At 56.0% G+C, this 13259-nt stretch carries 12 protein-coding genes; 8 read left to right on the top strand and 4 right to left on the bottom strand.

All coding sequences use genetic code 11. The features are described from left to right. Positions 1-200: 200 nt before the first annotated feature. From ACDI13_RS02565 to ACDI13_RS02555, 3 genes are all read left to right on the top strand, one after another. The gene (locus ACDI13_RS02565; RefSeq protein ID WP_316988168.1) at positions 201-1244 is read left to right on the top strand and encodes an ABC transporter substrate-binding protein; all 1044 of its coding nucleotides are present in this window, start codon (positions 201-203) and stop codon (positions 1242-1244) included. Positions 1245-1410: 166 nt separating this feature from the next. Beyond that, positions 1411-2268, top strand: a complete 858-nt coding sequence (locus ACDI13_RS02560) for a proline/glycine betaine ABC transporter permease (protein WP_316988167.1) — start codon at positions 1411-1413, stop codon at positions 2266-2268. After that, positions 2265-3542, top strand: coding sequence for a glycine betaine/L-proline ABC transporter ATP-binding protein (locus tag ACDI13_RS02555; RefSeq protein WP_316988166.1), 1278 nt, complete (start codon positions 2265-2267; stop codon positions 3540-3542). Before ACDI13_RS02560 ends, ACDI13_RS02555 begins: the two co-directional genes overlap by 4 nt. A gap of 199 nt (positions 3543-3741) precedes the next feature. Here the strand turns inward: ACDI13_RS02555 and ACDI13_RS02550 are convergent, their stop codons facing one another. The 4 genes from ACDI13_RS02550 to radC form a co-directional block, all read right to left on the bottom strand. After that, positions 3742-5163, bottom strand: coding sequence for an MATE family efflux transporter (locus ACDI13_RS02550; protein ID WP_316988165.1), 1422 nt, complete (start codon positions 5161-5163; stop codon positions 3742-3744). 9 nt (positions 5164-5172) lie between these two features. After that, the gene (locus ACDI13_RS02545) at positions 5173-6933 is read right to left on the bottom strand and encodes a glycosyltransferase (RefSeq protein ID WP_316988164.1); all 1761 of its coding nucleotides are present in this window, start codon (positions 6931-6933) and stop codon (positions 5173-5175) included. A 227-nt stretch (positions 6934-7160) separates the two neighbouring features. After that, a complete protein-coding gene (locus ACDI13_RS02540; protein ID WP_009456467.1) occupies positions 7161-7427 on the bottom strand; it encodes a type B 50S ribosomal protein L31 in 267 nt (88 codons plus the stop codon). 318 nt (positions 7428-7745) lie between these two features. Then, positions 7746-8417, bottom strand: coding sequence for a DNA repair protein RadC (gene radC, locus ACDI13_RS02535; RefSeq protein WP_316988163.1), 672 nt, complete (start codon positions 8415-8417; stop codon positions 7746-7748). A 49-nt stretch (positions 8418-8466) separates the two neighbouring features. On the opposite strand from radC, the gene ACDI13_RS02530 reads away from it, so the two are divergent. The 5 genes from ACDI13_RS02530 (at position 8467) to ACDI13_RS02510 (ending at position 13121) form a co-directional block, all read left to right on the top strand. Continuing rightward, entirely contained in the window at positions 8467-8943 is a 477-nt protein-coding gene (locus ACDI13_RS02530; protein ID WP_316988162.1) for an FKBP-type peptidyl-prolyl cis-trans isomerase, read from the top strand. After that, positions 8943-9914: a 4-hydroxy-3-methylbut-2-enyl diphosphate reductase gene (ispH, locus tag ACDI13_RS02525; protein ID WP_316988161.1), complete on the top strand. Its 972-nt coding sequence runs from the start codon at positions 8943-8945 to the stop codon at positions 9912-9914. Before ACDI13_RS02530 ends, ispH begins: the two co-directional genes overlap by 1 nt. Positions 9915-9947: 33 nt before the next feature. Next, positions 9948-10595, top strand: a complete 648-nt coding sequence (gene maiA / locus ACDI13_RS02520; RefSeq protein ID WP_316988160.1) for a maleylacetoacetate isomerase — start codon at positions 9948-9950, stop codon at positions 10593-10595. A 117-nt stretch (positions 10596-10712) separates the two neighbouring features. Next, the gene (locus ACDI13_RS02515) at positions 10713-11588 is read left to right on the top strand and encodes an NAD(P)-dependent oxidoreductase (protein ID WP_316988159.1); all 876 of its coding nucleotides are present in this window, start codon (positions 10713-10715) and stop codon (positions 11586-11588) included. 78 nt (positions 11589-11666) lie between these two features. Beyond that, the gene (locus ACDI13_RS02510) at positions 11667-13121 is read left to right on the top strand and encodes a YdgA family protein (protein ID WP_316988158.1); all 1455 of its coding nucleotides are present in this window, start codon (positions 11667-11669) and stop codon (positions 13119-13121) included. The last annotated feature ends 138 nt before the right edge of the window (positions 13122-13259 follow it).

Here is a 13259-nt window from a genome sequence, read left to right as displayed (position 1 = left end):
GTTTTGTTTCGGTCAAGGCGCAGAACGATATAAAAAGGGTGTTTACCCATACGTATCGTTCCGGGTTTTCGTGAGTGCCTGGCACTCGTCTATACGTAGGTATGTATTGGCGATAAGAGCATCGTCTTCCGCACACCCCTTTAGCCTTGGCGCTGACTGATCATGCAGGACGCGTCCACAGTAACTCAAGGAGGAGCATCATGTCTTCATACTTCCCTCACGCCGGTGCCAAGTCGCGCTTGCACCGCTTTCCCCTGATTCAAGCCTCTGTGCTGACCAGCGTTTTGCTGGGTTTGTCGTCCGCCGCACAAGCCGCTACCCCGGTTTCCTGCGAACTGGATCGTGCTGTTCGCTTTGGCGGCATGAATTGGGAATCCAACCTGGTCCTGACTGAAGTCGAGCGTTTTATCGCTGACAAGGGCTATGGCTGCAAGACTGAGGTCATCTCGGTCGAGACGCTTCCGGCTTTGGCTGCATTGGAGCGAGGCGACCTGGATGTCAACACGGAAATCTGGCTCAACAGTGTGGCTGATCCCTGGAAACAGGCACAAGCCACGGGGAATGTAAAACGTATTGGCGATATTTATATGGGTGGCGAAGCCTGGTTCATTCCACGCTATACCGCCGAGCGCCTGCCTGAACTGAAGTCCGCGGCGGATTTGCCCAAGTTCAAGGATGAATTCAAAGACCCTGAAGAACCCGGTAAAGGCCGTTTTTATGGCTGCCCGGCAGGCTGGGGGTGTGAAGTGGTCAGTGGCAATCTGTTCAATGCCCTGAAACTGGGTGATACCTACACCTTGTTCTCGCCCGGTACCGGTGCCACGCAGAAGGCTGCCTTGACCTCTGCTTACCAGCGCAAGGAAAACATCGTGTTCTACTACTGGTACCCCACACCGCTGGTGGGTTCCATGGATCTGGTCAAGCTGGAATTGCCCGCTTATGACGAGAAAAAGCACGGATGTCTGACCGATCCTAATTGTGCCAATCCAGAGCCTAGCGATTACCCAGAAAACCCCGTGTTCACTGCCGTGAATACCGAGTTCTCCAAGCAAGCTCCCGAACTGACGGCTTTCCTGGCCAATGTCAGCGTGCCTTTGGAGTTGATGAACAACACCATGGCTCATATGGAAAAAACCGAGGGTGAGCCCGAGGATGTGGCGCACTGGTTCCTGAAAGAGCACGAGGACATCTGGTCCAAGTGGGTGCCCATGGAAGTGGCTCAGCGCGTAAAAGCCGCTCTTTAGTATTCGTGTTGTTGTGTAAGCGAGGCCGGCCTCGGTATCTGCATTCTTTTGGGTGTGGGCACTGAGCCGTACCTCGCTTTTGTGTCTGGTTACAGTGTGACCGGCAGGCTCATGGCCGGGCAGCATGCCCGCGCCGTGTATGCACGAGTTTTACGGAGTGTTTTTTATGTTTCCTGAGTTGATTGATCCGCGCGCCTTACGTTTGCCTATCGATCAGTTCGTGGGTGACCTGGTTGATAATTATTCCAGTACCTTGCGCGCGCTGACCCAGCCTTTGCTGGATATGCTGGTTTTCATGGAGTCCATCTTGCGCAGCAGCCCGTGGTGGGCGGTCGTGCTGGTGGTGGTGGTGCTGGGTTGGGCTGCCAGTCGCCGGATTCTGTTTTCCGTCGCTATGGGGGCCATGTTGTTTCTCATCGGCTTGATCGGCCTGTGGGATGCCGCCATGCAGACCCTGGCGCTGATGATTGTGGCCGTTTTCCTGTCTGTCCTGATAGGCATACCACTAGGTTTGTTGATGGCCAGCTTTAACTGGCTGCGTCGCATCATGATGCCGATTCTGGATGTGATGCAAACCATGCCCAGCTTTGTGTACCTGATTCCGGTGGTGATGCTGTTCAATCTGGGCAAGATCGCCGCCCTGATTGCCACCATTATTTACGCTATTGCGCCGGTGATTCGTCTGACGGACCTGGGGATACGTCTGGTCGACAGTGAAGTACTGGAAGCCTCGCGCTCTTTTGGGTCCAATCGCTGGCAGCAGCTCTATGGGGTGCAATTGCCGTTGGCCATGCCCAACATCATGGCCGGTATTAACCAGACAACCATGATGGCACTGGCGATGGTGGTGATTGCCTCCATGATCGGTGTGCGGGGGCTGGGTTACGAAGTGCTGCAAGGCATTAATCGCCTGCAGGTGGGCCGTGGCCTGATGGCGGGTTTGGGTATTGTGTTGTTGGCCATCTTGTTTGACCGTATCACGCAAGAGTTCGGTCGCCGCTTTCAGACGCGGGAGGCCTCATGAGCAAGATTGACGTTCGCAATATTTACAAGATCTTTGGCTCTCAACCCGAACGCTGGCTGGAAGAGGCTCGCAACGGGGTTCGTAAGGATGAGCTGCTGGCCAAGAGTGGCCATACGCTGGGTCTGCGTGACATCAGCTTGTCCATTGAGCATGGCAGTATTTACGTCATCATGGGTTTGTCTGGTTCGGGCAAATCCACCCTGATCCGCCACTTCAACCGTCTGATCGAACCGACTGCCGGGCAGATTCTGGTCGATGACGTGGATGTGATGAGCCTGGATGGCAAGGCGCTGATGCAGTTCCGTCAACAAAAGATCAGCATGGTCTTTCAGCGTTTTGGCTTGTTTCCGCATCGTACCGTGCTGGAGAATGCGGCTTATGGCCTGCAAGTGCAGGGCATGGGCCGCGCCGCTCGTGAAGAGAAGGCTACTTACTGGTTGGAGCAGGTAGGTCTGCAAGGCTTTGAAAATCAGTACCCTCATCAGTTGTCGGGCGGTATGCAGCAACGTGTGGGTCTGGCACGTGCCTTGGCCACCGATGCGGACATCCTGTTGATGGACGAGGCTTTCTCGGCCTTGGACCCGTTGATTCGACGCGAAATGCAGGATCAGTTACTGGAACTGCAGGCCCGGCTGAACAAGACCATTGTGTTTATCACGCATGATCTGGATGAGGCCCTGCGTCTGGGTAACCGGATTGCCATCCTGAAAGATGGTGAACTGGTCCAGGAGGGGTCGCCTGAAGACATTCTGCTATCGCCCGCCAGCGATTATGTGCAGGCCTTCTTGCAGGATGTGAACCGCAGTAAGGTGCTTAATGCTGCCCATGCGGTGCGCGATTCCAGCAAGACATTGACCTTCACCATGCGTACCCGCGCCGTTCATGCGCTTGAGCGTCTGAGTGAGCGGGGCGTGCGGTATGCGCCTGTGCTCGATGGCAAGCGTCTGGCTGGCGTCCTGATGCGTTCCAGTGCCCAGGAAGCGGTGCAGCAAGGCGCACGGGATATTTCCAGCTTTGTGGACGAGATGAGTTCCGTTCCCGCCACCATGGGTCTGGATGAAATCCTGGGGCAGTTGCTGCGTAGCAGCGAACCTTTGGCCGTGACGGGCGAGAACGACGAGTTCCTGGGCTTGCTCTCGCGCAGCAAGGTCGTGGATCTGGTCAGTCCGTTGATTGATGCGGCGGAGGAATCGCCGGATGCGGCTGCAGAGTCGACGCCGGATGATACTGCCAAGATTGTGGAAGCACTTGAAGGCAGTAAACCTGCTGCCTGACCTTTCTTGTTTTGGTAGGGCGATAAAGAAAATGGGACCTGTTATTGAACGGGTCCCGTTTTTTTATATGTTTGCGCTTTGACGGTTTGCCGTATTTTGATCTTGGGCTTTTGATGCTGAGCAAAGAGCAAAGGACGGTCAGCAACTGGACGTCTGAATCTGTCCTGGACTGAGTGACTGCCAGTGCCCGAGGTCTTGCTTATTGGGACGCTTGCGTCTTGCGCCTGGCCGGATTGTAGATGTGCAAAATATGGACGTACCAGAACAGCAGCAGCAAGGCCGAAGCCCCCAGCCCCAAGCTGGACATGGTCCACAAGCTGGCCGCACCCACCGGCGCACCCGGTGCCAGCCATTGAATCACTCCTTCCAGCGATCCGGCAGCGGGCCCAAAACCCAGCCACCACCCCCCACCCAAACCCAGTACGCTCAAGGCAAAGAATTGCAGCAGCATGGGGATGAAGGCCACTTTATAGGCGCGCAACAGATAGGAAATCAGGCACTGGAACGCATCGAAAAAATGAAAGAAGGGCAGCAGTTGCAGTAAGAGCAATGCGCGCAGTGCAACATCGGCATCATCGGTGTAGGCATTGGCCAGCGTCGGGCGCAGCAGCACCAGCAAAGTAGTCGTTAGCGTCACCCCCACCAGCACAATTCCCAGGCTGACCATCCCCACCTGACGGGCGCGGTGATACTGCCTGGCACCAATCGCTTGTGCACTGACCGAAGCTGCGGCAACACCCACGGCCATAGGCACCATGAAGCAGACGGCGGCCAGATTAGCCATGATCTGGTGTGCGCCCGAGGCAAAGACTCCTTCACGAGCAACCAGCAAGGCCATAAAGCTGAAGGCGCAGATCTCGATCAGGTAGGAGCCGCCCATAGGCAGCCCCAGACGCAGCAGTTCTTTTTGGGCCGCCCAGTTAGGCAGTCCCAGTCGCAGCGTGAAAGGTTTGTAGTAGCGGTCGGTACGCAGTAACCATAGGCCTGCCGCCAGCATCAGCCAGGAAACCAGAGTAGTGGCCAGACCTGAACCGACAGCCCCCATGGCAGGCAGCCCAAATTTCCCGAAAATCAGCACCCAGTTGAACAGGGCCTTGAAGGCCACGCTGAACAGGTTGATCAGCATGACGGCCTTGGGGCGGGACGTTGCCGTGCCCAGGCAGTAAATCGTTCGGAATACCAGAGCGGCGGGCAGAGCCAAAATCAGGCTGCGCAAATACCAGGTCACGCGGTCGTGTACTTCAAGGCTTAGATCGCCCGACCAGCGTAACCATAGATTGGGAAAGGCCAGCGCCAGGGTCCCGATCAAGGTCAGTAAAAGGGCCAGCCAGACGCCTTGCCCCCACCAGCGGCCCACTTCTGTCAGGCGGCGCGCGCCAAATTGCTGCGCAATGATAGGGATCAGGGCGTGGATGACACCCATCAAGCCAATAAAAACGGTGATGTAAATGGATACGCCCAGGCCCATGGCCTGCAGATCGATCGCACTGCTGTGACCGACCATAACGGTATCCAGAACGCCAAAGGCGATACCCGCCCAGGAGCCAACCAGCACAGGCCAGGCCTGACGCAGGATCTGGCCTGCCTGGCCTTTCCAGTTGTGATGAAACACGGAGGACATGATTGAAACTTACTGAGCTTGGACTCGCAGCAAACGGAAAGCCTCGTGGCGATCTGGTCCGCGTTTACCTTGCCAGAGCTGGACCGCATTGTCGGGAATGGGGGCCTTGCCATCTTTCAGGTCACGCAGGGAAAACTGTTCCAGTACCAAAGAGCAGCGGTTATCAAAATTGATATTGATGTCGTTGAACACCAGGAAGGAGGCCCGTTGCCCTGAACCCAGCCCCCAGGAGCGCAGGCATTCGCCGGGCTGCTTGTGCGTGTGCAGGGCGGCAGACAGTTCGCCGGACACATCGCGGTAACTACGTACATAGTCCAGCGAAGGCATCCATAAAGTCACCAGCAAGAGCCAAGTGGTAATCAGGCCGCCAGCAGACAAGACTGTGCCACGCAACAGCCCAGGAGGGTTGGAGGACAAGCGCCAGCGCACCAGCGCGACCCAGGCGACGGTACCGAGCACGGCAATAATCATGACCGGCCAGGAGATAAAGGTGTCATAGCCTTGCGTCTGGCGGGCAATGTTGTGCGAAATCTGGCGTGGCCATCCGGTTTGCTGAGCAAACCAGCCCAGCCATACGGTTGCCGCCGTCAGCGAGAAACACATGATGGCAAACCAGTCCAGCGTATTGATGACGCCACGACGCAAGGTGGGCAAAGAGAAAGCAGCGAGGATAGCGCAAGGTACAACCAGCAAGGCGTATTCGGGCTCGAAGGCATCGCGCATGAATAATAGGCTGATGAGCGGGACCAGAAAGCTGATGGCGGGTACATAAATATGCGGAGCCTTGAACCAACTGCGCCATTGCCACAGCGCCAGCAGCGCCAAAGGCCAGATAGGCCAGAGGAACCACAGCAAGTCGCGCAGATTATTCAGTTGTTCCTTGAAACCAGCCCAGCCCCAGGCAGCCAGATGCCACAGACGCCATTGTTCGGTCCAGTACACGCTGACTCGCTTGGCCGGAATCCACCAGGCCATGATGATGGCCAGGGTCAGCACGGCGCTCAGAGCCAGCCATTGGCTGTGCTGGCGCAAGGGGCCGCGCGGAATGAAACACAGCGCAGTGGCCAGCATGATGGGGCCCGCACCCAGCCAGCCGCGGGTCAGAAAGCAGGCACCCAAAGACAGGCCCAGCATGATCGCGCCCGAGGCAGGGCGGTCGAACATGCGCACCAGACTGTACAAGGCCAGTGCCTGAAAAGCGATGATGGCCGGCACTTCCGAGGTTTCGTGCATGCGCCAGATGATGCCGACCGTGGCCACTGTCAGCAGCAAAGTGGCGTCGGCAATCATGCGTCCATAAGCGGTGGGCGAGGGCTCCCCGCCAAAGGGCAGGCGTAACGGCTGGGCTTCGGGACGACGGGCCAGCCAGTAGGCGCTGTGCCAGACCGAAGCGGCCAGCATGCCGAACCACAGCAGGTTAGGTAGGCGGGAGGCCACAATATTGGCATTCAGTTCGGAGGTGAAAAGTTTGAGCAGCGGCGCAAACAGGGTAATGAACAGCGTCCCCAGCCAGGTGATGAGTGGCCCGTCCTGGGCATGCGCCAGATCGCCTACCTGCGGCAATAGCAAGGCCTGACCGCTGGGATCAGACAAGGCGGTCAGCATGGTTGCAAGCCCGATGACATCGTCTGCTTTCCATGGGTCACGGAAAAACAGCCCCGCAAGAATGTAAATTGTTCCCACAACAAGCAGGACCAGTCGGGGAAGTTTGACGGCAGCGGTGGCGGTCAGGCGAGCAGGGGTGGAGGTGGGTATGAGGCTAGATGACACGTCTAGGGTAAAACAGTCGGTTGATTCGCCCTATCTTAATGCAAAGGGGGCGCCTTGGCCGGGAAATGTGCAGTAAAAAAAGACCTCTACGCTGTGCCTTCGGCTTGCTGCCCCCTCCGAGGGGGCTTTTTACCGGGGGCGCCAAGCCTTGGGGTGGCCCAGTGGATAAAAAAAGGCAGCCGAAGCTGCCTTTTTTGCGCTTAACGCGGTATGTCGAGAAAGAGAGCTTATTCGCCTTTCTTGACGGTACCAGCCGTACGGGCAAAACGGGCGCGGAATTTTTCAACGCGGCCAGTTTCCACGATACGGGTTTGAGCGCCCGTGTAGAAGGGGTGCGACTCGGACGTCACGTCACACTTGAACAGCGGGTAGGTCTGACCGTCTTTTTCGGTGGTTTCGCGAGTCTGGACAGTGGAACGGGTGATAAAGGAGTTGCCCGTTTGCAGGTCCAGAAACACCACGTCACGGTATTCTGGGTGAATGCCTTCTTTCATGATGATTCCTGTTTTGACAAATAAGGACCGCCAGCAAGGCACGTATTTACAAAAAATAAAGCTGCGCAGGGCAGATTTTCAATTTTTCTTGTAAGTACCGGCACTAAAAAGCTAGAGGGCTGTTTTTTTAATCGGGTAGGGGTTTACATCCTGCCCGATTGAATAATGCCTAAAGACTTTTTGCCACGTATCCGATGAAGCCTGAGATTTTAGCATCGAGCTGCCACTTTTCAAAGAAAACTCCGTCAAAGCGCGGCACAGGAGCAACACGAGCAGGCCTGAGCGGTGATGTGTGCCTCTTGAGGACGTGAATACCGGCTACAGATCCCCGCGTTCGGCCATGGAGACGGTCTGGCTGGGTGTGACAATAATATGGTCCAACAAACGTATATCTACTAATGCCAATGCCTGGCGTATGTGTCGGGTCAGCCGGATATCAGATGCACTGGGATAGGCTGCGCCAGAGGGGTGATTGTGCGCCAGAATAATGGCGCAGCTATGGTGACGCAGGGCAGCGCGCAAGATCTCCCGTGGGTAGACCGAGGCCTGATTCACGGTGCCCCGGCTGATTTCCTCGGCACAGATCAGGCGTAACTGATTGTCCAGAAACAGGGCCAGGCAGTGCTCTACGGGCAGGTGTCCGATATGGGCCAGACAGTATTCGCGCACTTTGTCCGCCTGGTTCAGGACTGGCAATCCGCTCAGGGACTCCAGGGCACAGCGCCGTTGCAGTTCCCGGATAACCAACAGTTCCGCGCATTTGGCCGGGCCGATTCCGTCCAGTTGGCGCAGGGCCGACGCATCGGCCGATAATAATCCTTTGAGTCCGTTAAAATGGTCCAGCAACATCTGGCCCAGCTCGACAGCATTGCGCTCGCGTGTACCGGTGCGCAGGACAATGCCCAGCAGTTCCGGGGTGCTCAGACAGGCAGGACCGTGCGCCAACATGCGCTCACGGGGCCCTTGGCGGCGTAAAGTGGATGTGGCCATAAGAAACGCTAAAATGCGGTAATTGAATGATTTTCTATAGTGAGCGATCGTGAGTAACTCTGCTAGTTCCGAGCTTGGAATTGTCCGTCAGGATTCCTACCTGACTTTGCACTATCGTATAGAGCTGGCCAGTGGCCCGGCGGCAGGCTCTGTGTTTGCGGATACCTTTACGGGCCGCCCGGCGACCTTGCAGTTGGGCAATGGCCAGTGGGCCCCCGGCATGGAAGAGAAGTTGCTGGGTCGCCGTGAAGACGAGCGCTTTCAGCTCGACATCACCCCTGAAGATGCTTACGGCGCCCGTAACCCGGATCTTTTGCAGCGCATCACTCGTGAAATGCTGGCCAGCAATGCTGCTGAGGGGGTGGAGTTCGTGCCCGGTGATATGGTGGAGTTTGCTGCGCCTAATGGCAGCCGCTATTCGGGTGTGCTCAAGGAAATCGACGACAAGACGGCCTTGTTCGATTTCAACCATCCTTTGGCTGGCGTGGCTTTGCGCCTGGATGTTCATATTTTGGGGATTCTTTAATGAGTCAAGCTACTCCCGTTCAGAACGCTGAGGTTGTTCTGGCCCAGCCCCGTGGATTCTGTGCTGGGGTTGACCGCGCAATTGATATTGTCGAACGCGCCTTGGAATTGCACGGTGCACCGATCTACGTGCGCCATGAAATCGTCCATAACCGTTACGTGGTCGAAGACCTGCGCAACAAAGGGGCGATCTTTATTAAAGAGTTGGATGAAGCGCCTTCGGGGGCAATCGTGATTTTCTCGGCTCACGGCGTCTCGCGTCAGGTGCGTGACGATGCCGAAAAACGTGGCCTGAAAGTCTTTGACGCCACCTGCCCGCTGGTGACCAAAGTGCATATCGAGGTCTCCCGCATGCGCACCGAAGGCCGGGAAATCATCATGATTGGTCACGTCGGTCACCCTGAGGTCGAGGGCACCTTGGGACAGGCCGACGGCGGCATGTACCTGGTGGAAACGCCCGAGGACGTCGCCAACCTGAAAGTGGCTGATCCCGACAAGCTGGCCTTCGTGACGCAAACTACCTTGTCCGTAGATGATGCGGCTGTCGTGGCCCAGGCCTTGCGCGAGCGTTTCCCCAACATCGTGGAACCCAAGAAAAGCGACATCTGTTACGCCACCCAGAACCGTCAGGATGCGGTCAAGATCATGGCTCCACAGTGCGATCTGGTCCTGGTAGTGGGCAGTACCAACAGCTCAAACTCCAATCGTTTGCGCGAAGTGGCTGAACGCAAGGGCGCGGAAGCTTATCTGCTGGATAAACCGGAAATGATTGATCCGGCCTGGCTGGTGGGTAAGAAGCGTGTGGGCGTGACAGCGGGCGCATCGGCACCGGAAGTTCTGGTCAATCAGGTGATTCAGCGTTTGCAGGAACTGGGCGTAGGCAAAGTGCGGGCCCTGGATGGGGTGGAAGAAAATATTGCCTTCCCGCTGCCTCGAGAGTTGTCGCGCAAAATTGAAAGCCTGAACAAATAAAAAACGATTTTTGCAGGGTGGACAGGAGACAAGATGATTCTGTATAGCTACTTTCGCAGTTCCGCCGCTTACCGGGTGCGGATTGGTCTGAACCTCAAGGGTCTGGATTACCAGATCAAGCCTGTGCATCTGCTTAAAGATGGCGGTCAGCAGCATCAGCCGGATTATGTGCAGATCAACCCCGTGCAGTTGCTGCCAGCCTTGGACGATGATGGTCTGATCATCACGCAATCCCTGGCCATTTTGGAGTATCTGGACGAACGCTATCCCGAGCTGCCTTTGCTGCCCAAAGCTTCGGCAGAGCGGGCCTGGGCACGTTCCATGGCTCAAACCGTGGCCTGCGATATTCATCCGCTGAACAATCTGCGTGTGCTTCAGTATTTGAAAAACGAGCTGCATGCCGAGGAAGACGCCCGCAACCAGTGGTACCGCCATTGGGTCACGGTAGGGCTGGAGGGTCTGGAGGCCCTGGTACAACGTCATGGCAAAAAGGACCATCCCTTTATCTTCGGTGATACCCCCGGTATTGCTGAAATTTGCCTGATTCCCCAGATGTTCAATGCGCGTCGCTTTGAAATCGATCTGAGCGCATTTCCCCGCCTGCTGGCCGTCGAAGAAAAATGCCTTGAGCTGTCCGCTTTCCAGGAAGCCGCTCCCGACCGTCAGCCCGACGCAGCTTGAGCATCAGCATGAAGGCGGCCCGGGTTTGGGCCGACCAGAACCCACCCGCCGGACAGGCGGGTTTTTCTTGCCCCGTTTCAGCCAGATCCATTGTGGTGGGGGCGTAAAGGACGAGACATGAATATTGGTTTTTGTGGTTTGGGCCGTATGGGACAACCGATGGTGCGCCGTTTGCTGAATGCTGGCCATCAGGTTCGTATCTGGAACCGCTCAAAGGATAAGGCGCAGACCTTGATTGAAGCGGGTGCCCGCTGGTGCGATACCCCGGCACAGATGGCCGAGCAATGCGAGGCCGTGTTCTTGTGTGTATTCGATGCCCAAGCGGTGCACGATACCGTTCTGGGCGAGCAGGGCCTGGCCACTGTGCAGGGAGCCTTGCAGATTGTAGTGGACCATTCCTCGATTTCACCTCAGGCTACGCGCGAGATGGCAGTTCAACTGCAGCAGCGTTGCGGGGCGGATTGGCTGGATGCTCCTGTCTCGGGGGGAGTCGGCGGAGCGGAACAAGGCACTTTGGCCATCATGGTGGGTGGAGCAGCGGCGCAGTTGGATCGGGTACGCCCCGTGCTGGCGGCGTATTCGCAGTGCGTCACCTTGATGGGGGCGGTTGGGGCTGGCCAAGTAACAAAATTATGCAATCAGACCATTGTGGCTACGACCTTGACCGCTATTGCCGAGGCCTTGAGTCTGGCCAATGATAATGGCGTGGAGGCGTCTAAAATCAGTGAAGCGTTGCGAGGTGGTTGGGCTGATTCGGTTCTGCTGCAATTGTTCGTGCCGCGCATGACGCAGCGCGACAATCAAGTAAAGGCGTCGGTGGATACCATGTTAAAGGACTTGAATACGGTGGCGGAGCTGGCCAGTGTCAGTCATACCAGCATGCCGGTGGCTCATGCGGCCCAGCAAACCTATCGTGCAGCCCATCGCTTGGGCTTGGGTGAACAAGACGTCGCTCGCATTACGCACGTGAATAGTTACAATTACGGGGAATAAACCTCCTTCAGTCAAACTTAGTTTCGGTATTATGTCGGCTGTTTAAAGTTGGGACTGTAGGTCAACAAAAGGGAAGTCATGAAGAAAAGTACAGGGCTAGTCACACTGGTTGTCGTGTTAGCGGCTGCATACGGCGGTTCGACTTGGTACACCGGTAAGAAAACAGAAGCACTGATGGGCGAGAAAGTGGCCGAGTTCAATACCTTTGCGGCCAAGCAGTTGCAGCAAATGGGAGCGAGTGAGTCGCTGGTCATGAACGTGGTGGACTACCAGCGTGGTGTGTTTTCCTCAACCGCTCGTTATACCATCACCCTTAAGTCTGCTGAGGATGCAGACAAGCCTCTGGAGCTGACTTTTGAGGACAAGATTAGCCACGGTCCTTTGCCTGTGTCGGCTCTGGCCATGGGTAACTTCACACCTGTTGCGGCTTTGTCGCACAGCACCTTGGTCAAGACCAAGGATACGGAAGGTTGGTACAAGCTGACGGGTGACAAAACGCCGTTGTGGGCTGACAGCCTGGTGGGTTTTAGCGGCTCGGTAGATTCGACTGTGAGCTTTGAGGCCATCAAGCACCAAGGTAATGAAATCAGTGTGGATTTCAGTGGTGGCCAGTTGCGTACCAAGGCGGGCGGCAAGAGTGAAGACATTATTGTCACCGGCAGCTTTCCCAAGTTGATTGTCGATGACATCAGTGATGACCCCTTGAAGCTGGAAGCCGCCAATTTTGTGGTGGACTTCAAACAAGAGGGCGATGTCAATGTCAATGGGACGCAGGTTGGCAAGTTGAGCGTGGATAACGTCAATATGCAGTCTGTCGATATGGCAAGTGTCAATTTCAAACAGATTGCGATTTTGACGGATGCGGTGACCAAAGACTCCATGAGCAACACCAAGGTCAGCTATCAGTTGAATGATCTGTTGCTAGAGGACAAGATCAAGCTGGGTTCGGCAGAGCTGGTGGTGCATTTTGAACGCATGTATATGCCAGCGATTTCTGAACTGTCTACCTTGTTGTCGGACTCCAAGGTGCATAGCGAGATCGATTCGGTTGATGCCCCGGTGGTCCAGAAAATCATGGAATTGGCTTTGCAGGCACTGGAACACAAGCCTGTGCTGCGCGTAGAGCCGCTGCGTTGGTCCACCGAGGGTGGTGAGTCCACAGCCAGCTTGCGTGTCGATTTGCAAAAGCCTGATGCAACGGTTCAGGAACTGAAAGAAAGTCCAAACCTGTGGCTGGAAACCATTCCTGCCGCTCAGTTGGATGTGTTGGTTTCCAAGCCTATGCTGCGCCATTTGGCCGCTGAAATTGACAAGGCAGAGGGTTTGTCGGGCGAGGACAGCAACGTTGCCATGTTAGATATGGCTTTGGACCTTGTGCTTGAGCCGTATGTCGAGTCCAAGATCCTCAAGAGTGATGAAGCCAGTATCTCGACCGTTATCAAGTACGATGGCCAGGATCGTGTTTTCGACATCAATGGTCAGCGTTTCACATCCGAACAACTGTTTGGCTTGTTCCTGTTGGGCATGATGTAATTGTCCTGGGCAAGACTCAGTGTGAAGCCCACCGGAAACGGTGGGCTTTTTTTTGCCTCGGGTGATAGGGGCGGCTTGGTGTGGCAGACAAGATCGGCGCACTCTGTTTGCCTGATGCCTGGTATTTCAAGGGAAAGG

Source organism: Alcaligenes faecalis (assembly GCF_041521385.1).
Lineage (GTDB): Bacteria > Pseudomonadota > Gammaproteobacteria > Burkholderiales > Burkholderiaceae_B > Alcaligenes > Alcaligenes faecalis_E.
Note: the sequence above shows the minus strand (reverse complement) of the source record. Positions and strands in the feature narration are given on the sequence as shown.